This is a genomic window from Paraglaciecola sp. (genome assembly GCF_039964565.1).
In the GTDB taxonomy this organism is placed as follows: domain Bacteria; phylum Pseudomonadota; class Gammaproteobacteria; order Enterobacterales; family Alteromonadaceae; genus Paraglaciecola.
Window position 1 is genome coordinate 85,918 of record NZ_JBDVXF010000028.1, and the last position, 23,649, is coordinate 109,566.

Genomic DNA, 23,649 nt, shown 5'->3' on the forward strand with positions numbered 1-23,649 from the left:
AATTTTTGAATACTGCAACCAAGACATAAATCAGGCACAATCGCTTCACAAACTTTCAACGAAAAACATAATTTAATCACTATGAGTAATATTGCTATTTTTGGTGCTAATGGCCGAATGGGTAGAGTCTTGATCGAGGCTGTCGAATTAAGTGCGTCTGACACGTTGACTGCCGCTACCGTGCGAGCAACGTCTTCCCTTGTTGGAACGGATGTAGGAGAACTGGCAGGTATAGGCAAAAAAGGTGTGTTGGTATGTGACGATTTATCTGCGAAAGTCCAACAAATAGAGGTATTGATTGATTTCACCTTACCTGAAGCGTTAACAGATAATTTGGCTTTTTGTGTTGCTCATAAAAAGCCAGTCATAATTGGCACCACTGGATTAAATGCACAACAAAAGTCGATGGTAGATGCTGCTGCTAAAGTTATCCCTGTTGTTTTCGCAGCTAACTACAGTGTAGGTGTGACTCTAATGCTGGATTTAGTCAGGAAAGCTGCTGCTGTGATGGCTGAAACCGCTGATATTGAGATAATTGAAGCCCATCATAGATTTAAGAAAGATGCGCCATCAGGTACAGCTGTGGCGATTGGTGAGGCGATTGCCAGTGAAATTGGTAGAGATTTATCTGAATGTGCCGTTTACGGCAGAGAAGGTGAAACAGGTGAACGTGATCACCAAACTATTGGGTTCGCTACCGTCAGAGCGGGTGATGTAGTGGGTGAACATACCGCTTTATTTGCGGACCTAGGTGAAAGAATAGAAATTACACATAAGGCTTCAAGTCGATTAACCTTTGCAAAAGGGGCGGTCAAAGCCGCCAATTGGATCGTTAATCAGCCAGCAGGTTTGTATGATATGGAAGATGTACTCGGTTTTAAAATGCGCTAGATTACATTTATAGAATGACTGCTTTTACCCCTTATGTATAAAAAATATGGTTAAACGGTTATTTATGCAATTTTTATAATTGTGAATAGACCTGAAACACCCTTGTATGTATAATATTGCGAATTTGCCAAAATTCAGTGGAGTCGCTTAGATTTTACGCTTTTATAATTTGCAAATTGACTAAATGTTCATTTAAATCATATGTTTATATGGATATCTTTGGACTCATTTTACTGATTTTTAAATCGGAGTCCTAGGTTAAAACCGTTTAATATCTAACCTGGAGGTTGATTTGGCTAATTCTGCCCTTTTAGTACTTGAAGATGGCTCTGTCTTTAAAGGTACTGCAATTGGAGCTTCTGGTGTGTCGGTTGGGGAGGTTGTGTTTAACACCTCAATGACAGGTTATCAGGAAATTCTAACTGACCCTTCTTATGCAGAACAAATTGTCACTCTTACTTACCCACATATTGGTAATACGGGGATAAATTCTGAAGATTGTGAATCAAATAAAATATGGGCTAAAGGCCTAATCATTCGTGACTTACCGTTGATCTTAAGTAATTTTCGTAGCGAGCAAAGTCTGTCTGAATATTTAGAAGAAAATAACATTCTGGGTATTGCGGATATTGATACGCGAAGATTAACTCGGATTTTGCGAGATAAAGGCGCGCAAAACGGTTGTATTATTGCTAGTAATACCCTTGATGATATTCCATTAGATGAATCTAGCGCTTTAGCTCAAGCTCAGGCATTTTCTGGGCTCAAGGGCTTGGATTTGGCTAAAGAGGTAACTAGCGATGAGTCTTACCAGTGGACTGATGGTAGCTGGACTCTTGGACAAGGTTACCAAGGCGCATTAGAAAACCCAGAGTTTCACGTAGTTGCCTATGATTTTGGTGTGAAACGCAATATTTTGCGTATGTTAGCCGACCGTGGTTGTAAGTTGACTGTTGTTCCTGCGAAAACGACGGCTGATGAAGTGTTAGCGTTAAAACCAGACGGTGTGTTTTTATCCAATGGACCGGGTGATCCTGAACCCTGTGTTTATGCGATCGAAGCCATTAAACAATTATTGGAGACAAATATTCCGATTTTTGGCATCTGTTTAGGGCATCAGCTATTAGCGTTAGCCAGTGGCGCAAAAACAGTGAAAATGAAATTTGGACATCATGGTGCCAACCATCCTGTTAAAGACATTAAAGGTAATCGCGTTATGATTACCAGTCAAAACCATGGGTTTGCAGTTGATGAGCGCGACCTGCCTTCTACATTAGAAGTGACCCACGTGTCATTATTTGATAAATCCTTACAGGGAATTCATCGCACAGACAAGCCTGCGTTTAGTTTTCAGGGGCACCCAGAAGCCAGTCCGGGGCCACACGATGCCGCTCCGTTGTTTGACCATTTCATAAAGTTGATGCAGCAAAGCCAATAAAGCTCGCACCTTTTAAAGTACAAGAATTAGTAGAGTAATTAGATACATGCCAAAACGTACCGACATAAAAAGCATATTGATTTTAGGCGCAGGCCCTATCGTTATAGGCCAAGCTTGTGAATTCGACTATTCAGGTGCACAAGCTTGCAAAGCGTTGCGTGAAGAAGGTTACCGAGTGATTTTGGTTAACTCAAATCCCGCGACTATCATGACAGATCCAGAAATGGCGGACGCCACTTATATTGAGCCAATTCACTGGGAAGTGGTGAAAAAAATCATTGAAAAAGAGCGTCCAGATGCAGTGTTGCCCACGATGGGAGGTCAAACGGCCTTAAACTGCGCCCTTGATTTGAATAAATATGGTGTGCTTGAAGAATTTGGTGTTGAAATGATCGGTGCGACCGCCGACGCCATTGATAAAGCAGAAGACAGAGAACGTTTTGACAAAGCCATGAAATCCATAGGTTTGTCTTGCCCTCACGCTGAAATTGCACACACGATAGAACAAGCTTTTGACGTCAGTAGTCGTATTGGTTTTCCTTGTATCATTCGTCCGTCTTTTACTATGGGTGGTTCTGGTGGTGGTATTGCCTACAATAAACAAGAATTTGAAGAGATTTGTCGCCGCGGATTAGATCTATCGCCTACCAGTGAGTTGTTAATTGATGAGTCCCTAATCGGCTGGAAAGAATACGAAATGGAAGTGGTCAGGGACAAAGCTGACAACTGTATTATCGTGTGTACCATAGAAAACTTTGATCCTATGGGGGTCCATACGGGTGATTCGATTACCGTCGCTCCAGCACAAACCTTAACTGACAAAGAATTCCAAATCATGCGTAACGCTGCAATCGCGGTTTTACGAGAGATCGGAGTTGAAACAGGTGGCTCTAATGTTCAGTTCGGTGTTGATCCTAAAACGGGTCGATTAGTGATTATTGAGATGAACCCTAGGGTGTCTCGTTCGTCAGCGTTGGCTTCCAAAGCCACGGGTTTCCCAATTGCCAAAGTAGCGGCGAAATTAGCCGTAGGTTATACCCTTGACGAATTAGCTAATGATATAACGGGTGGATTAACGCCTGCTTCGTTTGAGCCAACTATCGATTATGTGGTCACAAAAATACCTCGATTTAACTTTGAAAAATTCGACGGTGCCAATGATCGTTTAACGACTCAAATGAAATCTGTTGGTGAAGTCATGGCCATCGGTCGTAACCAACAGGAGTCATTGCAAAAAGCCCTTCGAGGCTTAGAAGTAGGAGTGAATGGCCTAGATTCGATTATTGACATTAATGGGCCCGACGCAAAGGTGACTATCATTCGAGAACTTCGTGAACCAGGTGCTGAGCGTATTTGGTACATTGGTGACGCTATGCGAATGGGGATGTCGGTTGAAGAAATATTTGAATTAACCAATATTGATAGATGGTATTTAGTGCAGATTGAAGAATTGATCATTCTTGAACAGCAAATGCAGCACAGTGGTTTATCTGCCATCGATTATGATTTGATGAAAACCCTTAAACGTAAAGGTTTTGCAGACTCTAGAATTGCAGAATTAACTGGCGTCGATGAGTCGGATGTACGCGAAGTGCGTCGTGAATTCGAAATTCACCCTGTCTATAAACGTGTTGATACCTGTGCCGCTGAATTTTCTTCAGATACGGCGTACATGTATTCTACCTACGATGAAGAATGTGAAGCTAATCCGACCGACAATGATAAAATCATGGTGTTGGGAGGCGGGCCAAACCGTATCGGGCAGGGCATTGAATTTGATTACTGTTGTGTTCACGCAGCCTTAGCATTGCGCGAAGATGGTTACGAAACCATAATGGTTAACTGTAACCCCGAAACAGTTTCTACCGATTACGATACCTCTGACCGTTTATACTTTGAGTCGGTGACACTCGAGGATGTATTGGAAATAGTACGTATCGAAAAGCCTAAAGGTGTAATTGTTCAATATGGTGGACAAACTCCGCTTAAATTGGCTCGAGATTTAGAAGCGGCTGGTGTGCCTATCATTGGTACTTCTCCAGATGCCATTGATAAAGCGGAAGATCGCGAACGTTTTCAAAAAATGGTTAATAAACTTAACCTTAAACAACCTGCTAATGCCACGGTCAGAAATCTAGAAGAAGCCTTGGTGGCAGCTGATAAGATTGGTTTCCCATTAGTGGTCAGGCCCTCCTATGTTTTAGGCGGCCGCGCTATGGAAATTGTATACGACATAAATGACCTTAAACGTTATTTAAATAATGCTGTAAAAGTCTCTAACGACTCACCGGTATTGTTAGACCGTTTCTTAGACGATGCAATTGAAGTGGATGTTGACGCTATTAGTGACGGCACAGACGTCGTAATCGGTGGCATAATGGAGCATATCGAACAAGCAGGGGTACACTCAGGTGATTCGGCGTGTTCGTTACCGCCGTACTCTCTTAGCCAAGAAGTACAAAATGTGATGCGCGAGCAGGTAAAAGCGATGGCATTGGAATTAGGTGTGGTTGGCTTAATGAATACCCAATTTGCGGTGAAAGATGGTCAGGTGTACTTGATTGAAGTGAACCCTCGCGCGGCTAGGACCGTTCCCTTTGTGTCAAAAGCTACGGGTATGCCGCTTGCTAAAATTGGCGCCAGAGCGATGGCTGGTCAATCATTAGCATCACAAGGGATCACCAAAGAGATCATTCCGCCATTTTATTCAGTTAAAGAAGTGGTGTTACCTTTTGCTAAATTCCAAGGCGTGGATCCATTACTAGGGCCAGAAATGCGTTCAACGGGTGAAGTTATGGGGGTAGGTGAAAACTTTGAAGAAGCCTATGCCAAAGCTAACTTGGGAGCCAGTCAACCGATTCCGGTTGGTGGCAAAGCGTTATTATCGGTTCGATTGAACGATAAAAATCGAGTGATTGAACTGGGTCAAACTATGGTATCTAAAGGATTTACCCTAGAGGCGACTAAAGGTACGGCGACAGTATTGAATAATGCCGGTGTAGAATGCAGCGTAGTCAATAAACTCAGTGAAGGTCGTCCAAATATAGTCGATGCTATAAAGAACGGTGAATATTGCTACATTGTCAATACCACTGAAGGTCGACAAGCGATTGATGATTCTGTATATATTCGTAAAGAGGCGCTATTAAACAAGGTTGCATATACCACTACTATGAACGCGGCTTTTGCTACAGTTAACGCCAATAAAGCGGATGACAGAGCAAGAGTAACCTCGGTACAAGATTTACACACTCGAATCCATTAACGACGTCAATTAGGGGTAAACGTCGAGATTGTTTGCTCCTTAGTTGAAAAGCGGTATTTAGTACCCATTAACTTGAATTAAATTACAAAAATAAGAGAGTTGTTGATATGACCCAATATCCAATGACAGCCCAAGGCGCAGATATGCTCCGTGAAGAGTTGAAGCATTTAAAATCAGTTAAAAGACCACAAATTGTGAAATCTATTGCTGAAGCGAGAGAGCATGGCGATTTGAAAGAAAACGCCGAGTATCACGCGGCTCGAGAACAACAAAGCTTTTGTGAAGGGCGTATTCAAGACATAGAAGGTAAACTGTCTAATATCCAAATTATTGACGTCACTAAAATGACCAATAACGGTAAAGTGATATTTGGTACTACAGTGACTATTGTCAATTTGGAAACAGACGAAGAAACCACCTACAAAATCGTCGGTCAAGATGAAGCCGATATTAAAAATAATTTGATATCTGTGGTTTCGCCTATCGCCAGAGGTTTGATTGGTAAATCCTTGGATGATGTAGTTAATATCCAAACCCCTAAAGGGACAATAGAGTTTGAGATTATTGCAGTGGAATATATCTAATTGCTAACGCTCATTCTTATGAGAAATATTTGACTAAAAACGAGGCTAAAGGCCTCGTTTTTGTTTTTTAAGACCAACTATTAGAAATGATTGAGTCAGGAGTATTTTATTATGCAAAGAAAGTTAATATCTAGTGGTTCTGAATTTGAGAGTAAAATAGGGTATTCACGGGCCGTGGTTGATGGTGACTATGTGTTTGTATCAGGCACTACAGGTTATGACTATGCTGACATGTCAATATCTAGCGACGTGGCTAAACAAACTGAACAATGTATAAAAAACATAGAACAAGCGCTGGTTGCAGCAAACAGTGCGCTTAAGTGTGTGGTGCGGGTAACATACATTTTACCTAAAAAAAGTGACTTCGAACTTTGTTGGCCTGTGTTAAATCACTACTTTGGAGATATTAGGCCCGCAGCGACAATGTTTGAAGCCGGATTGTTAGATGAAAAAATGAAGATTGAAATTCAGGTGACGGCTCGAGTAATGAGTACAACCTAAAGGTATTCTAATTCTTAGTGAGCTAAGGTTTGCTAATTTTACTTGGTAAACCTCGATGCCACCTATTTGTTCACTTTGGTGATCATATTGCTGTTTTTTCTAGCTTGGTGCTTAATTTTTGAGATAGGTCATTATATTCAAATTGTTGATGCCAATTTAACACTTGATAGCTGTGGGTTGTACAAGTGAAATTATAGTAACCGCCTCGTCGAACGGCGGTTATATGTTGAATATTGACCTTGTCAATATACTGTCATGTTGTTGTCATATCATCACCGGTAATCATTCGAGTTCTGTTGTATTGGGTGCCAACTGGTGACATTTTTTTTGAACAAAAATAACAAGCTATATCTACTGCCGAGTATTCTGTTTTTACTGTTGTTGGTGTTATTTTCCTTTTTACGTTTTTATTTAGTTGAACGTGAAGAAGGGCGACGAGTTGCGTTGGCAAAGGTCGTTGCACACCAAGTCGGAAATACCTTAGAGATGTTTTCAGCCGACCGCAGCCGCGCCGTAAATAATTTGATTAACTCTTGGCCCGATAGATCTCCCAATCCAGTTGACTGGTTTCATACTCATGCAGCGAGTATGAAAATTGTGTTGCCCGGTATTGATGATATTTGGTGGCTCAACCCCGATTTTACGGTTCGTTGGAACATATCTTCTGAAAACCGATCTGGTTTATTGGGTAAACCCGTCACCGATTTCGGCATTAATGGAGACGAACTTTTTCAACAGGGAAAAGCGACAAGTTTGACTCGTCTTAATAAATTACTTGATCTTTATGTATTGAGAGTTGATCCGAATAATTTAAGTTTGGGTTATGTCGTTGCTAGTTTCGATATTAAAACGACATTAGAAACCATGCTAGGAGATTTAATTGGGCCGCAGTTCAGTTTCTCAATCTATGACGGTACGACTGAGCTTCTTGATTACGGCGTGCTGGTCAATGACGGCACTATTGTTTCAGTTCCGGTAATTTTTGCAGAGCGAGAATGGGTATTGAATTTACAAAGCTCACATCAAATGGTGTTGATGGGTAATTTGATATTAGTTGGCGGTTCGTTAATGTCGGCGTTGATCTGTCTATTTCTATTTTGGCAACTAAGGAGTGCAGTTCGCTTAAGTCAAAGTCAACTGCATTATCAAGCGGCGAGCGAAGCCGCATTGGATAGTATCATGTTGTATGAAGCCGTATCAGATGGCGTGAGTAATGTTGTCGATTTTACATTGGTTGATGCCAACAAAATTACCAGTAAGCTATTTGGTAAAGATATGCTCAAGCAAGAATCATTGTCACTTAATCAACACCTAGACCAGATGAATGGTAAGGATATATTCTCTAAAATCAAAAAGGTGAACGAAAATGGAGAACCTTTTGAATGTGTCTTAAGCCGGTATAAAGGATCTCAAAAACAATGGCTTAAACTACAAATTGTAAAGGCTGGAATAGGTATCGCAATGACGGTACGAGACATTACTCAGCGCCACCTCTCACAACAAAAACTTGAACTCAGTGAAGCTAAGTTTCGTCGCTTAATCGACGGGCTACGTGGTCATTTTATCTATTCGATGCAAGCCAGTGGAGAGATAACTTATATTAGCCACGGCGTAAAAGATGTGTTGGGTTATGAAGCTAGCAACTTTCAACACAATGGCAGAAACTTTGTAAAACATATGCCCAATAATATGCAGGATATTCGCCAGCGACAGTTGCAAGGAGACAGAACAGAAGCGTATTTAGTGACTTACATTTCGGCTTCAAAAGAAGACGTGATTATTGAATACACCGACTCTCCAATATTTGATAAACATCATAATTTAGTCGCTATAGAAGGAATTGCTCGGGATGTTACCGCTGATATTCAACTTCGAGAAAAAATCTACTACCAAGCTAACCATGATCAATTGACGGGGCTACTTAATCGCTATGCCTTTGACCGAAAATTGCAGAAAGTATTAAATGACATCCACACCCATCAAAAAATCGCGACTCTATGTTATATCGATATGGATCAATTTAAACTGGTTAACGATACTTGTGGTCACCAAGCGGGTGATAAATTGTTGAGAAATATCGCTAATATTTTAGGGAAGTCCCTTAAAGGCAGTGACATACTAGCTCGAGTAGGAGGTGATGAATTTTGTCTGGTATTAAAAGATACGAATAGTGACCAAGCCCAACACAGAGTACAAGCGTTACTTGATAACGTCGCTGCCTTTCGCTTTCTATGGGAAGACAAGGTTTTCCATGTCGGAGCGAGTGTTGGACTAGTGCAGATTGATCACAGCTATACTGAAGCGGTAGGGTTAGTTAAAGCTGCTGATACAGCTTGTTATACGGCTAAAAATAATGGACGTAATCAGTACCACTTGCATCAACAAGGAGACAATGAATTAGCCTTTCGCAACGCCGAGTTAGACACCTTAGCGCAACTACAACATGCGCTAGAATATGGTTGTTTCGAGTTATATTTTCAAACCATTAAACCTCTTAGTGAAGCTCATACACGCCACAGTTATGAAATTTTACTGCGTATGAAGGACAAACAAGGAAATAATATTAGCCCAGCAATGTTTATCCCTATTGCCGAGCGACATGGTTTAATGACTCGTATAGACCATTGGGTGTTTGAAACAACTATCGAGTTACTCGAAGAAAACAACGAACATGTTGAAAACTTAGAGAAGTGTGCAATCAATCTTTCCGGAGCGAGCTTAAATTCTCCTTCCTTGTTAACTAAAATGCTAAATCGGCTCAAAACGAGCACTATTCCCGTTGAAAAACTGTGTTTTGAAATCACCGAAACCTCGGCAGTTATGAATTTGGTTAACGCTGATGTTATGGTCAATGAAATTAGATCTCTAGGTTGTAAGTTTGCCTTAGATGATTTTGGTGCGGGTATGTCCTCATTTACTTATCTAAAAAATATGAGTGTCGATTACGTCAAAATTGATGGTTCTTTCGTTAAAAACATGTGTAATGATGTTTGTGATCTTGCGACTGTAAAAGCCATACATGATATTGCCAAAAGTATGGGCAAACAAACCATTGCTGAATTTGTTGGTGATGCAAAAACCGAACAGTGCTTGAAGGATATGGGAATTAATTTCGCTCAAGGTTACGCTATTTCTAAACCGCAACCTTTTATTGAAATGCTGAAAACAGGATTAACTGCAGCTTAAGCGCAACCACTAGTTGGCTATTTTTTTTAGTTCTTGCTGTATTACAGATAGTGGTAAAGCGTTGTAGCCGTCGAGTTCAACGGTGGTTTGTCCCGCTTTGGATAGGACATACAAGATGAACTCATAGACAGATTTTTCAAGTGTTTTGTCTGGTTGTTTATTTACATAAAGATAGAGATAGCGTGCTAATGGATACTCCCAATTGGTTCCACCTATATTATCAGGAAGCGTGGCTTTGCCTTTGTGCAAGATGGCTAAAGTCCGTACACCTGAAGTTTTATACCCTAGGCCTGAAAACCCTATTGCATTAGGGTTGTTAGAAATTGCCTGAACAATGGACGCATTTCCAGGCAACCTTTGCATAGAGTCTAAATATCGACCATTGCACAAAACTAAATTCCTGAAGAAGCCATTAGTGCCCGAGTCTGCATTTCTGCCAAACACATCAATGACTGTCCGTTTGATATCGGTTTCGATAAGGTCGCGCCAATAATGGATTCGTGAAGATTGCATGCAACGTGGAGCGGCAGAAAAAATCGCCTCTAGTTGTGAAATGCTAATATGCTCAAGAGGGTTACTTTTATGTACAAATATGGCAATCGCATCTATCGCAACTTTTATTGGTGTGGGGTGGTAACCATGTTTAAGTTCAAATACATTTAGTTCATTAGCTGTCATTTTTCGGCTCATAGGAGCGATATTAGCAATACCCTTTAATAACGCGGGAGGAGCAGTTGCAGAGCCTTCTGAATGCAGACTAATTTCAACCTCAGGATACATGACCTTAAATTCATTAGTCCAAAATGCCATCAAATTCGCTAAGGTATCCGAACCCATAGAATTTACTTTACCTTTGAAAGCGGGGATGTGTTGATATGGGAGGATTTGGGGATCAATGGCCTGTGCATCATGCGTACTTAGAACAAACATTGAAGATACGAGCAGCGCCTTTAGACTTGCAGTGTAAATATTCAAATGACTTACCTTGTGTGCCATAAGTTAATGACTTGGCGGACTATATGTCTTAATTAGTTAGGTGACTATTGGTTACTGAAACCGTTGTAAAGATCGATTACAACAGATTACTGTGAATATTTTATGTCAGTGTGAATAAAATCTAGGTATAAGTTAACAATAAAATATATGAGATTATTAAATGATTTATCCACTTGAAAATGCTAATGAACAAGTTGCGAGTCAAATTTACAAGGTTTTTCAACATGCCTATAAAGTTGAGGCTGAGCTAATAGGCGCGGTTAATTTTCCGCCTCTGTCACGTAGCACTATAGATATCGCAAGTTCAAAAACGTTGTTTTATGGTTTTCAATGTAACGATTGTCTTGCTGCGGTAATTGAAATATCGATAAATGAAAAACGACTAGAAATCGACAGTTTAACTGTTGATCCTCAGTATTTTAGAAAAGGCATAGCCGGCAGATTGATAGAATATGTTTTAGATACATTTGAATACTCCGAGGCTGTGGTAGAAACGGCGGTAGTGAATGAGCCTGCCATCATCTTATATAAAAAACATGGGTTTGTTGAGTATAAACGTTGGATCCCATCCCATGGGATTCCTAAGATCGCAATGTTGTTTAAGTCCTGCGATAATTAAGGCGAGTACTTATCAAATTGCGCAAGCGCATCAATTTTACTAAAAACGAATAAAAATTAGCTCGTTATTTATCTTTTCATAAAAAACAAATTAACAACGGAGTCATTCTTAATGTTGCAGTTTTTAGGTAAAGGTCTTAGGTTGGGGGTTGTTATATTAAGCTTACTTTTAACAAGTGTCGCTTTATGTGCTCAGCAACCACCTTTATTGAATATACTTGAGGTGGCGGGTGAAATAAGAAAATACCGACTATTTGTTCCGTCTTCTTATAATGCGAAGACGACCTATCCATTAGTACTCAATTTTCACGGAACAAATAGCCATCCGGATTCACAAGTTGAATTATCTGAGTTTGAAAAGCTCGCTGAAATAGAAAATTTCATTGTGGTTTCGCCACTCGCATTGTTCAAACGCCAATCGAACGGACCCATTACATGGAATGTAAATCGGGCAAAGGGCCCTGATGATGTTTTGTTTATACGGCAACTTATTGCGACACTGAAAAAACAGTTTTCAATCGAAGAGACGCGAATTTACGCCACTGGCTTTTCTGGTGGCGCTCGAATGAGCAGTCGACTGGCCTGTGACCTATCGGCAACCATCGCTGCTATTGGGCCTGTGGCAGGCATAAGGTATCCAAGTGACTGTAAGCCGTCACGAGGCGTGGCAACTATTAGTTTTCATGGTAAAAAGGACAATGTTAATCACTATTATCTGCAAAGTGATTCGCCTGCTTATTGGAAAATGGGGGTAGAGGATGCGCTAAGTGCATGGGTAGAAAATAATCGGTGTGGATCAATAACACGAACTCAATATTCTTTATCTGTCGAATTAATTCAATATAAAAATTGTGCGGGTCAAGGTGAAGTCGATTTTTATCGTTCTACGGAGGCGGGTCATACTTGGCCAGGCTCTCCAATGGCTGAAACGTTAAAAGGTTACGGACTAGGTAAGACGGAAACAGGTTTACCTGCAACACAACTAATTTGGCAATTTTTCAAACGCCATTCTCTTAAAGAAGAACCGAAATAACAGTATAAATCGTCAGTAATCACGACTAAACTAATTAGAAAATTGAATTCCTGTTGATTACTATTTTGTTAAATTAGTACGCAAGTGTCGCTGGCAAAACCTGTTACAACTGCTGCTTTAGTCTAATAGATTAAATTTAGATTTTACGTACACTCAACTGCAATATCCCGATGAAACATTTTTTTACCAAGTAACCTATTTAAATTGAAAGTTTTATTTAGAAATCCAGTTCTTTCATGTGCCATGATAGCGTTTCGCTTAAAGAAATGAAAATTGCCAGCCAGGCTTTTAGTCGTTAAAGATACGGTTACAATGATTACCATTAAATTTTGGCGCTTAGTTAATTAAAAAGGATCGAAATGAAGGTGTCCAAAAAACAAATTAAAATGGCCATTTTTATCAGTATTTTTGTAGGGACAATATTGACGATAATAAACCAAGGAGAGGCGATTTTCGGTGATGCGAAAATCAATTGGTTTAAGGTAGTTCTTACTTACATTGTGCCTTTTTGCGTTTCGTTATACTCGAGTAGTGTCGCCCAAACTGACACAAAATAAATTCCACTTTACATGGTTTGCCGTGACCTTATTTAAATAGAAGAGATAATAAATATGCTAAATAATTTAAGTATCAATCTGCGCCTCCTTATAGGCTTTAGTGTTGTCTCTTTGCTTATGGTGGTACTCACTATGGTGGGGATATACCGCGTCAATATGATAGCGGATACCTTAACCACAATGACTGAAATTAATGTTGTTAAACAACGCAATGCCATTAACTTTCGCGGTAGTGTGCATGATCGGGCTATTGCTATTCGTGATCTTGCCACTGCAGATAGTCAAGCTAACATTAAAACACATATCGATGATATTAATGGTTTAACGGAGTTTTATAAGGTATCCCACAGAAAAATGCGCGCTATGCAGGAGTCGGGGGTATATTTCAGCAGCCAAGAATCCACAATATTGGACACACTTGATGACCTGCAACGAAAAACCGAAAACTTGATTAGCGAAGTTATTACAGCGAAAACACAAGGATTAAATAGCGATGCGTTACGGCTGTTAAAAACCGGTGGTAGTCAATTATTTGTTGAGTGGCTAAATACAATTAACGCCTTTATTGACTTGCAAGAAGTCAAAAATGTCGCGGCTACCAATGAAATTTTAGAGAATGCCTCGAGCTTTAAAATAACCATGTTGGTATTAACTCTAAGCGCTTTGCTGTTGTCTATTTTTGTGGCTTATATTATCGCCAAAAGTTTTAAAACATCTCTGGGAGCTGAACCAGTCATTGCTGCAGAAGCCCTCACCCAGATTGCCGAAGGCAATTTAATACAAAAACTAAGTACCCCATTTGACAAAAGTATGTTGGCTACCATGGCCAAAATGCAGGATCGCTTACGTAATACAGTACTAGAAATTGTAGCGGCCTCACATGACTTAAAACGGCAGTCTACTATTGTTACTAGTGGCTCTAAAAACATCATTGTACTTGCTCAAGAGCAAGACACTTTAACAGTTGCTACTCGTACTCGTCTCGATGAAATCAAAACCAATATTTTGGATGTCTCAGAAACCGCCGCCAAAAATAAAGTCAATGCAAAACGTATGGTGGAAAGAGCTAAAAATGGAATTGATTCGATGTCATTGAGCGTAGAGTCAATGCAAAATGTTGCTAATACGGTGAATCAGGCAGTACAACAGATAAGTAAATTGGAAGAGTTAACGAGTCAAATAGACGGGATCACCAATGTGATCAACGGGATATCCGATCAAACCAATTTACTGGCGTTAAATGCCGCTATTGAGGCTGCGCGTGCTGGTGAAACAGGTCGAGGTTTTGCTGTTGTAGCGGACGAAGTAAGGCAACTTGCATTGCGCACCGGTGAGGCGACCCGCGAGATCCAAACAACGATTGAAGAAGTACAACAAGAAACTTCAATTGCAGTGAGCGTGATGCAAGATACGTTACCAAAAGTGCAAGATGGTCAAAGCAAAACTCATGATGCAATGAGTTTGCTACATGAGATTGAAGAAAATGCTGGAAATTCTTTCAAAAATGCCAAGTTAGTTTCTGATACCGCGACTCAACAGGTGGTTGGGATTGGTTCGATAACCGAGGTGATGGCACAAATCGATGAGATAAGTAAGAAGACGGTATATTCTTTAGATCAAAATAATACCGCTACTATTGCCTTGGACAAACTTGCAGAAAAATTAAATGAAGAAGTTGCTTTCTTCAAAACCTCTTAGTGTAGCTCGCAAAGATAGAAAGATAGGGGGCCTTCTGAGTTGAGTATTCAATTTTTTTGTAGTGTTAGACATATATCAGCAAATACCCCCAGTCCTTCTTCTAACTCAGTGTTCCAAGGCAAACCATAACTGAGTCTTATGCAGTGTTGGTAACGATTGCTAGGAGAAAACAAGGTACCCGGACTAACACTCAGATTGTGCTGTAACGCTAATTGAAATATATCAGCGCTATTGATGTTTTTATTAAATTCTAGCCATAACACTGCCCCTCCTTTGGGGTCACTGATACGTACGCTATCACCTAAACTTTGCTGTAATTTATTGCGCATTCGCACTTTGTTAGTGAGCAATATATTACGTAATTGCACCAGATAACGGTCGTAATCACAGGTTCTTACAAATTCAAAAAGTGTAATTTGATTCATATGGGAGGATGAACATGATAGCGCGCGTTTTATCTGAGCACACTTTTGACTAAACTTATGAGTCGCTAGCCATCCAATGCGGTAGGCTGGTGCTGCAGTTTTAGAGAACGAGCTACAGGTAATCACTAGCCCCTTTTTACTGTATTTTTGCGCAGGGGAACCACGCTTTTCAGTGAAATACAGATCCCCATAAACATCATCCTCGATAAGAGGGATGTCATTATTTTCTAATAATTCAACTATCTGTTGTTTGGCGCCATCAGTTAATTCGCATCCCATAGGGTTGGCAATAGTGCTAGAAAAAACGCAAGCTTTAACTGGATGTTTCGCAATGGCACTTGCAACATCTTGAATGGATAAGCCGTCTTCGGGACAAATTGGCACTTCTAACGCTAACATGCCGAGGTTTTCTATTAGTTCTAAAATCCCAAAATAGCAGGGGGATTCTACTGCAATAACGTCACCAGCCTTAGCGACACATTGCAAAGCGATATTGAGTGCTTCTTGGGCACCATTAGTGATAATGATGTCATCTGGGGCCAATGGCAGGGCATACTCCATATAACTAAAGGCAAGTTGTCTTCTAAGTGGCTCATAGCCAGCAACGGGTCCATAGTGTAGGGCTTTGTCACCCATCACAGACATAATACGCCGCATAGTGCGGTTAAGAGTTTTGGTAATAGGTAATGCGGCAACAGGGTTAGCCACACCAAGAGCGAGATTATGAGGTTGGTGAATTGACTTAAAAACATCCTCAATTAACTGTTGGCGACTTACCGTTATTGGCTTAGCAGGTAAACGTGCCTTTTTGGGCTGCTCTGACTTATTTTGCTGGGTAAGGAAATATCCTGATTTAGGTTTGGCGCGTATTAATCCTTGTCGTTCGAGCTCGATATAGGCCTGTTTGACTGTGGGTATACTTACAGAAAGAGCGTTTGATAAGTTACGTAGTGAAGGTAACTTTTGCCCAGTTTGTAAAGTACCATTGATACGCATTTCGGTAATTAAATTGATGACTTGTTGATACAAATAGGTATTGGGTTCTTTCAATGAGGAGGGAGTCATCTTACTTATCGCTTTAATCTGTATAGGTTGTATTTTAAATTAACTGTATCTGTTTAGTATCCAGTTTACGAGTTAAATTAGCCTAAAGCTATAAGATTGGAATTTTGGACAATATGAGAAGCGCGCTTTTATACATTATTACTGTGTTGATCTGGGGCTCGACATGGTTAGCGATTGAATATCAACTTGGGGTCGTAGCACCAGAGGTGTCGTTAGTTTATAGGTTTTCTATTGCGGCGTTGCTGATGTGGGGATATTGCGTAATCAAAAAACTTCCAATGGGCTTTAGCGTTAAAAATCATTTGTTTTTCATGGTGCTGGCATGTTGCAACTTCGGCTTTAACTATTTGATTTTGTACTGGGCACAAAACTACTTAACCTCGGCTATGACCTCTATCGCCTTCTCCACTTTACTCGTAATGAACATAGTTAATACACGTATATTTTTTGGACAACCGATAGCGCCAAGGATCTTTATGGGCGCTATTTTGGGATTAGCCGGAATTGTCGCTTTGTTCTGGCAGGATGTTAAAACTTTGGACTTTGCTAGTGAGGCGATAATAGGTTTGGGTTTATCTTTAGGTGGAACATTTGTGGCCTCTTTAGGAAATATGACCAGTGTGCGCAATTCAAAAAATAGTATTGGGATTATGCAAGGTAATGCTTGGGGCATGTTTTATGGCAGCTTGTTTCTACTGATTTTTACTACAATCAATGGCAGTGAGTTTACATTAGACACGCGCCTTCCTTATATTGCTTCACTGCTTTATCTAAGCGTATTTGGAACCGTTATCGCATTTGGTTGTTATTTCGTATTGTTAAAAGATATAGGTCCTGAGAAGGCGAGTTATGCTGTTGTGTTATTTCCAGTGGTGGCGGTGGCACTTAGTATGATGTTCGAAGGTTTTGTGTGGCAATCAAGTACCTTAATGGGTTTTGTTCTAGTGTTAATGGGGAATATTGTGGTTTTAACACCCATTAATCGGATTAAAACGCTACTAGGGTTGAATAAAGTTATTGCGACAAACTCTGTTGAAGCAACAAATTTAAAATAACCTAAGTACTTGGCTAGGCAGCTGACTTATTGATGTTTACAGTTGTTTAGCCAATTTGTCCAAGGCGCCACCTGTAACACGGTTTACTGTCCATTCGTCCATAGATTGCGCCCCTAAAGACTGATAGAAATCAATGGCGGGTTTGTTCCAATCTAATACCCACCATTCTAAACGTCCACAGTTGAGTTCAATGGCGAGTGAGGCTAAATATCCTAACAGTATTTTACCTAAACCTTTGCCGCGCATCTCGGGCTGCACGTATAAATCTTCTAAATAGATCCCTGGGCGACCCAAAAATGTGGAGAAATTATGGAAGTACAAAGCAAAGGATACCGGTTTACCTTGGTACTCTCCAATTACCACTTTTGCATAAGGGGTTTCACCAAATAGACTATTCTTTAAGGTCACTTCGTCTGTTACCACTTCATTAAGTAACTTTTCGTATTCCGCCAACTCTTTGATAAAGCCTAAAATAAGTGAAGTATCTTCGATAGTCGCTGCTCGAATGATAAAGTTAGGGTCGCGAGTCTTTGTACTCATTTGGTGCCCCGTAGGTTTTTTTGATAAAAACAGGCGAATGCAAAGATCAACAATGACAAACACCAAATAATCCAGTCACCTAGAAAGCGGTAAGGGGTATAGCCTTTCACTTGTTGCATAGTATCTTCAAGTACCGCGGCTTCAAATTGTGGTATTCGGCTTTGAATTTCACCCCGGTGATTGATAAAAGCAGTTATGCCATTATTGGTAGCACGTAATACCGGCAAAGCAAATTCCTTGGCTCGCGCTTGAGCAATTTCTAAATGCTGCGCTGGACCATGGGATCCCCCAAACCAAGCGTCGTTACTCACAGTGATAATAAAATCCGTATTGTAATAAAGGTTAGCGGATATCTGCCGAGGGAAAGCTATTTCAAAACAGATTGCCGGTGCAAAGTGGTAACCTTTTGCCTCAATGTTACCTTGTTGAAAATCACCTCGACTAAATGATGACATAGGCAAATCAAACAAAGGGGCAATGCCTCGTATCCAGTCTTCAAAAGGAATAAATTCGCCTATGGGTAATAGATGATGTTTAGCAAAACGGTTACTATGGAAGTAATGATATTGCCCACGTGCCGGTGACGCATCGTTTAGGTCATTGCTTTGTTTTTGACCCAGCCCAATAAGGTTGTTGTAGGCTTCGCGTGTTTCAAAATTGTAGTTGACTATGCCGGTAATCAGGCCAGTGTTAGTTTGCGCCGCTATATTATCCATTTCAGTTAGATATTCGGTCGCCACAGGCTCAAGCTGAGGAATGGCCGCTTCTGGCCATATAACTACATCATTATGCCAATGAGCCGCGGTCATGTTTTTATACTTGTCCATGGTTGGCTGATCTTGCTCTGGTGTCCACCTAAGCGCTTGTTCTATATTACCTTGCACCATAGCAATACGTGCTTTTTGGCCAGTTGGTTTTGCCCATTCGACATGGTTTAAGGTTATACCAGATACAAATAATACTGTGACTAACAAAAAGCTAGGTATCCATTTCTTTGCAATCAACCCAGTCGCCATTACTGTACTGAGCAATATAATGACTCCAGACACCCCAAACTCACCAATGACTGGAAACCAACCACTAAGTGGACCAGAGAGTTGGCTATAACCCAAAGAAAGCCAAGGAAACCCTGTGAATAACCAACTTCTTACCCATTCAAACAAAAGCCAAATAAAGGGCAGGGCAATTGGCCAGAGATTTTGATTAAAGTATCTGCACAGTACACTAAAACTTAGTGCCGGAAATAGGGCCAAATAACCACTTAGCAGCAACATTAACGTCAAAGAGCCAAGCAGAGGGATACCTCCAAAATCAGCGATACTGACATGTACCCAACTCACTCCAGCCCCAAACCAACCGAGTCCAAAAGCAAAGCCCAATTTAAAACCTTGCTTAGGGGACGCATTGCTGAGTAAATAAATAAAACTGCTGAGACTTAGGAAAGTAGTAAACCAAAATGAAAAAGGGGCGTAAGCAAAGGTTAACAACGCACCCAATACAATGGACAAAAGTAATTTTGAAGTGAACGACAACTCGTTCACTTTTGCTGTGATTTGCAAGGTTTTGTAAGGCCTAGGGTTATTCTTCTGTTTCTGGGATCGTGACTTTGAGCTGTACTAAACGCCTTTTATCGGAGTTTGTCACCTTAAATATAAGATCATTAATCGTCACTTTTTCGTCACGCTCAGGCATATGACCAAACGCTTTTAATACAATGCCACCTATGGTGTCGGCTTCTTCTTCGTCAAATTGGGTTTCGAAAAATTTATTAAAATCTTCTAAGGAAGTGAGCGCTTTGACTGAATAGGTGTATTTATTTAAAGGACGAATCCCGTCTTTATCACCTTCTTCAATATCATGTTCATCTTCTATTTCGCCAACGATCAATTCAAGAATATCTTCGATAGTCACTAAACCCGATACGCCACCATACTCATCAACAACAATGGCCATGTGATAGCGTTTTTGTTGAAATTCTTTTAACAGTACATCGACCCGTTTACTTTCTGGGACAATAACAGCTGGGCGCAGAATGTTTTTCAGTTCAAACTCTTTGCCTGGAATAAATGCAAATTCGAGTAAATCCTTTGCTAGCAAAATTCCTTCAATATGATCTTTGTCTTCATTGATAACTGGAAAACGGGAATGGGCTGATTCAAGCAGGATAGGTAGAAATTCTTCTACACTTTGATCTATTTCAATTGTGCGCATTTGTGCTCTTGGGATCATTATTTCCCTCACACGCATCTCGCTTACTTCCATGACCCCTTCAATCATTGCTTTGGTTTCGGGGTTAATGACTTCACGTTGCTCGGCGTCCGTAATGACGTCAAACAACTCTTCCTTGTTTTTCGGTTCTCCCGTGAAGGTCTGAACTATTTTATCAAGCCAGCCTTTATTGGCAGAACCGTTAGTAGATGGGGGGTTATCTTCGCTCATGATCTCGTTATTTAGGTTAGTTTAATTAAAGTTTTACACGTAAACACAATGCAGTTGATACCTTAGACTGCATCATTAATGATTTTGGTATGGGTCGTCAATGGCTAATTTTTGTAATATAGCGATTTCTATCCCTTCCATTTCTTGTGCCTCATGCTCTTCAATATGGTCGTAGCCGAGCAAATGCAAGGTTCCGTGAATCATCATATGTGCCCAATGGTGCTCATTTTGCTTTTTTTGTTGGCTGGCTTCACGCCTAACAACTTGCGCACAAATGACAATGTCGCCTAAAAAAGCAGAGAGTGATTCATCAATTTGAACATCAGTAAGCAAAGTAAGTTCGGGCATTTCGAAAGGAAAAGATAATACGTTTGTGGGACTGTCCTTGCCTCGATATTGACTATTGAGTTCTTGAATTTCTGATTCATCAACAATACGTACTGTTAGTTCTCTATCAGCTATCTGTTGATGCAAAAACACCTCGTCTATCCATAGTTGGATAGCCTCTAAACTAGGGATGTTTGGGGAATCACTGGCAATTTGTAAATCTAAAATGGCGCTCATCAATTATTCACTTAGAGGAGTTTTCATCCTTGTTAACAAGCGCATCTTGTTGTGCTTTTTTTTGTATTCGTGCTTTTTCTTGTTTGCTTTCAAATTCTTCATATGCCAAGACTATTCGCCCCACAACAGGGTGTCGCACTACATCATTTGCACTAAAAAAGTTAAAGGATATATCTTTTACATCCTTTAGTACTTCTATGCTGTGTCGCAGGCCAGATCGAACGCCCCGTGGCAAGTCAACTTGAGTTATATCTCCGGTAATGACAGCCTGAGAATTAAATCCAATTCGGGTTAAGAACATTTTCATTTGTTCGACTGTAGTATTTTGACCTTCATCCAAAATAATAAATGCATCATTGAGGGTTCGTCCGCGCATATAGGCCAAAGGCGCCACTTCAATAACACTGCGTTCCATTAGTTTTTCGACTTTCTCAAAGCCGAGCATTTCAAACAACGCATCGTACAGTGGTCGTAAATAGGGATCGACTTTTTGGGATAAATCCCCTGGTAAAAACCCAAGTTTTTCCCCAGCCTCTACCGCAGGACGAGTCAATAATATACGGCGTACTTCTTGACGCTCTAAGGCTTCTACCGCACATGCAACGGCTAAATAAGTTTTACCGGTACCTGCAGGGCCAACACCAAAACTAATATCATGATTAATGATATTGGTTACATATTGGGATTGATTGGAGTTACGAGGTTTAATCACCCCACGTTTGGTTTTGATATGGACTTCTTTTCCATACTGGCCGGCTTCGGCTTGCTCCAAACATTTTGCTTCTTGGATTGCTAGATGTACTTGGTCTGGTTCAATATCTGGAATTTGACCTCGAATAGGTTGTGTTTCCATATATAACAATTTAAGTAATTGTGCGGCACCACTAGATTGTTGAGTTTGACCTAACACTTTAAATTCGTTATTTCGATAAGTGATTTCAACACCTAAGCGACGTTCAATTTGTTTGATATTGTCATCTAGGGGCCCACACAAGCTCGATAAACGTTTGTGGTCTGATGGTTCTAATACAATTTCATTACTAACAAGGTTACTCAAATGGCAAATCTCTTTAATTTAAACGGATGGTTAACTTTACTGAGTGACAACCACTTGGCCGACACCCAATTCATCAACATTATTTGGGTTTTTAGCTAATATAGTCTGTGGCGCTAATTCAGTACGTAAATTCATTTGATCTTCGGTTCTCAGTACAACACCTCTTAATGAGTTAGCAAACACATCGGTGATTTTCACATCAACAAACTGGCCGATCATGCTGGGAAAGCCTTCAAAGTTAACCACACGATTATTTTCAGTACGTCCTGATAATTCCATCGGGTTTTTCTTGCTGGGGCCTTCTACCAATATACGTTGCTCGGTGTCTACCATATTGCGTGCAATACGCAGAGCTTGTTGAGTGATCCGTTGTTGTAATAGGCTTAAACGTTGTTTCTTAGTTTCTTCTGTTACGTCGTCTGGTAAATCAGCTGCTGGAGTACCAGGGCGGGCGCTATAAATGAAACTAAAGCTTAAATCGAAGTCCATTGACTGGATCAAATCCATGGTTGCTTCGAAATCTGCATCGCTCTCGCCAGGGAAACCGATAATGAAATCTGAAGACATACTCAAATTAGGTCTAATTTTTTTCAGTTTTCTGATTTTAGATTTATATTCTATTGCAGTGTGGCCACGCTTCATCAGGTTTAAAATACGATCTGCACCTGATTGTACAGGGAGGTGTAAGTGATCAACTAGCTCTGGAATCTGTGCATAGGCATCGATGATGTCGTCAGTAAACTCAACTGGATGCGAGGTCGTATATCGAATACGGTCAATACCATTGATAGATGCGACAAGTTCTAACAATTCTGCAAAGGTACAAATGCTGCCATCATAGTTTGGACCGCGAAAAGCATTCACATTTTGCCCCAGTAAGTTAACTTCGCGAACCCCTTGTTCGGCTAATTGCGCAATTTCTAACAACACGTCATCAACTGGTCGACTGACTTCCTCACCGCGTGTGTAGGGCACGACACAAAATGTACAGTATTTAGAGCAGCCTTCCATAATAGAAACGAAAGCGCTTGGGCCATCGGCTTTGGGTTCGGGCAAACGATCAAATTTCTCAATTTCGGGAAAACTAATGTCGATGACGGATTGACTACCACCATTTAGTTGATTAATCATTTCTGGCAAACGATGCAAGGTTTGCGGACCAAATACAAGATCAACAAATGGGGCCCGCTGCCGGATGGTTTTACCTTCTTGGGAAGCTACGCAACCACCCACTCCAATAATTAGTTCTGGTTTATCTTTTTTAAGATTTTTCCAGCGCCCTAATTGATGAAATACCTTTTCTTGGGCTTTTTCGCGAATGGAACAAGTATTGAGCAAAATGATATCCGCATCTTCAGCTGTTTCTGTGGCTTGATAACCATGAGTCGAGTCTAAGAGGTCGGCCATTTTCTCCGAGTCATACTCGTTCATTTGGCAACCCCAAGTTTTAATAAATAGCTTTTTTGTCATAGCGGATTGTACTTACCTTTGGCAATCATTTTGTGCAGTAACTTGATAGAGATTACGTCTAATCGCAGCCACTAAAATCGGACCGGTGATTTTACTGGTTATTTGCGCCAAGCGCTACTTTTACGCAACATAAAAACATCTAAAGGGGGGGATTTACTGCATGTTAGCTCAAATTTGCAAAATTCAAAGTAGGATACGCTTTTCAGATACCCAGCAATCACATAGATTGGTATGCTATTGCCCAACACCAATTTTACTATACTAAGA

Annotated in this window: 18 protein-coding genes; 10 read left to right on the forward strand and 8 right to left on the reverse strand. The window is 40.5% G+C overall.

Annotated features, from left to right (window positions below):
* Positions 1-81: 81 nt before the first annotated feature.
* The 6 genes from dapB (at position 82) to ABJK37_RS11225 (ending at position 9,865) form a co-directional block, all read left to right on the forward strand.
* A complete protein-coding gene (dapB, locus tag ABJK37_RS11200) occupies positions 82-891 on the forward strand; it encodes a 4-hydroxy-tetrahydrodipicolinate reductase (RefSeq protein WP_348353367.1) in 810 nt (269 codons plus the stop codon).
* Positions 892-1,183: 292 nt separating this feature from the next.
* A complete protein-coding gene (gene carA, locus ABJK37_RS11205) occupies positions 1,184-2,329 on the forward strand; it encodes a glutamine-hydrolyzing carbamoyl-phosphate synthase small subunit (RefSeq protein WP_348353370.1) in 1,146 nt (381 codons plus the stop codon).
* Positions 2,330-2,375: 46 nt separating this feature from the next.
* Positions 2,376-5,594 carry a carbamoyl-phosphate synthase large subunit gene (carB, locus tag ABJK37_RS11210; RefSeq protein ID WP_348353373.1) on the forward strand — a complete coding sequence of 1,073 codons (3,219 nt, stop codon included), beginning with the start codon at positions 2,376-2,378 and terminating at the stop codon, positions 5,592-5,594.
* A 107-nt stretch (positions 5,595-5,701) separates the two neighbouring features.
* Entirely contained in the window at positions 5,702-6,178 is a 477-nt protein-coding gene (gene greA / locus ABJK37_RS11215) for a transcription elongation factor GreA (RefSeq protein WP_215926092.1), read from the forward strand.
* A gap of 111 nt (positions 6,179-6,289) precedes the next feature.
* The gene (locus ABJK37_RS11220; RefSeq protein ID WP_348353377.1) at positions 6,290-6,679 is read left to right on the forward strand and encodes a RidA family protein; all 390 of its coding nucleotides are present in this window, start codon (positions 6,290-6,292) and stop codon (positions 6,677-6,679) included.
* Between the two features lie 315 nt (positions 6,680-6,994).
* On the forward strand, positions 6,995-9,865 hold the full coding sequence (locus tag ABJK37_RS11225; RefSeq protein WP_348353380.1) for an EAL domain-containing protein: 2,871 nt from the start codon (positions 6,995-6,997) through the stop codon (positions 9,863-9,865).
* A gap of 9 nt (positions 9,866-9,874) precedes the next feature.
* Here ABJK37_RS11225 and ABJK37_RS11230 read toward each other — a convergent pair whose 3' ends face one another.
* Positions 9,875-10,840: a phosphate ABC transporter substrate-binding protein gene (locus tag ABJK37_RS11230; protein ID WP_348353383.1), complete on the reverse strand. Its 966-nt coding sequence runs from the start codon at positions 10,838-10,840 to the stop codon at positions 9,875-9,877.
* Between the two features lie 181 nt (positions 10,841-11,021).
* On the opposite strand from ABJK37_RS11230, the gene ABJK37_RS11235 reads away from it, so the two are divergent.
* From ABJK37_RS11235 to ABJK37_RS11245, 3 genes are all read left to right on the forward strand, one after another.
* Positions 11,022-11,480, forward strand: a complete 459-nt coding sequence (locus ABJK37_RS11235) for an N-acetyltransferase (protein ID WP_348353386.1) — start codon at positions 11,022-11,024, stop codon at positions 11,478-11,480.
* Positions 11,481-11,591: 111 nt separating this feature from the next.
* Positions 11,592-12,512 (forward strand): PHB depolymerase family esterase, encoded by a 921-nt coding sequence (locus tag ABJK37_RS11240; RefSeq protein WP_348353389.1) that lies wholly within the window; start codon positions 11,592-11,594, stop codon positions 12,510-12,512.
* Positions 12,513-13,123: 611 nt separating this feature from the next.
* Positions 13,124-14,767 carry a methyl-accepting chemotaxis protein gene (locus tag ABJK37_RS11245; RefSeq protein ID WP_348353392.1) on the forward strand — a complete coding sequence of 548 codons (1,644 nt, stop codon included), beginning with the start codon at positions 13,124-13,126 and terminating at the stop codon, positions 14,765-14,767.
* A gap of 47 nt (positions 14,768-14,814) precedes the next feature.
* Here the strand turns inward: ABJK37_RS11245 and ABJK37_RS11250 are convergent, their stop codons facing one another.
* Entirely contained in the window at positions 14,815-16,257 is a 1,443-nt protein-coding gene (locus ABJK37_RS11250) for a PLP-dependent aminotransferase family protein (protein WP_348353395.1), read from the reverse strand.
* A 113-nt stretch (positions 16,258-16,370) separates the two neighbouring features.
* Here ABJK37_RS11250 and ABJK37_RS11255 point away from each other — a divergent pair, with 113 nt between their 5' ends.
* Positions 16,371-17,312, forward strand: coding sequence for an EamA family transporter (locus ABJK37_RS11255; RefSeq protein WP_348353398.1), 942 nt, complete (start codon positions 16,371-16,373; stop codon positions 17,310-17,312).
* Between the two features lie 36 nt (positions 17,313-17,348).
* Here ABJK37_RS11255 and ABJK37_RS11260 read toward each other — a convergent pair whose 3' ends face one another.
* The 6 genes from ABJK37_RS11260 to miaB all read right to left on the reverse strand — a co-directional run bounded on the left by ABJK37_RS11260 (position 17,349) and on the right by miaB (position 23,382).
* Entirely contained in the window at positions 17,349-17,852 is a 504-nt protein-coding gene (locus ABJK37_RS11260; RefSeq protein ID WP_348353401.1) for a GNAT family N-acetyltransferase, read from the reverse strand.
* Positions 17,849-19,411 (reverse strand): apolipoprotein N-acyltransferase, encoded by a 1,563-nt coding sequence (gene lnt, locus ABJK37_RS11265; protein WP_348353404.1) that lies wholly within the window; start codon positions 19,409-19,411, stop codon positions 17,849-17,851. Before lnt ends, ABJK37_RS11260 begins: the two co-directional genes overlap by 4 nt.
* Positions 19,412-19,430: 19 nt before the next feature.
* Positions 19,431-20,291, reverse strand: a complete 861-nt coding sequence (gene corC / locus ABJK37_RS11270; protein ID WP_348353407.1) for a CNNM family magnesium/cobalt transport protein CorC — start codon at positions 20,289-20,291, stop codon at positions 19,431-19,433.
* 75 nt (positions 20,292-20,366) lie between these two features.
* On the reverse strand, positions 20,367-20,855 hold the full coding sequence (gene ybeY / locus ABJK37_RS11275; RefSeq protein ID WP_348353410.1) for an rRNA maturation RNase YbeY: 489 nt from the start codon (positions 20,853-20,855) through the stop codon (positions 20,367-20,369).
* Positions 20,856-20,862: 7 nt separating this feature from the next.
* Positions 20,863-21,912: a PhoH family protein gene (locus ABJK37_RS11280; protein ID WP_348353413.1), complete on the reverse strand. Its 1,050-nt coding sequence runs from the start codon at positions 21,910-21,912 to the stop codon at positions 20,863-20,865.
* 36 nt (positions 21,913-21,948) lie between these two features.
* Positions 21,949-23,382: a tRNA (N6-isopentenyl adenosine(37)-C2)-methylthiotransferase MiaB gene (gene miaB / locus ABJK37_RS11285; RefSeq protein ID WP_348353416.1), complete on the reverse strand. Its 1,434-nt coding sequence runs from the start codon at positions 23,380-23,382 to the stop codon at positions 21,949-21,951.
* Between the last annotated feature and the right edge of the window lie 267 nt (positions 23,383-23,649).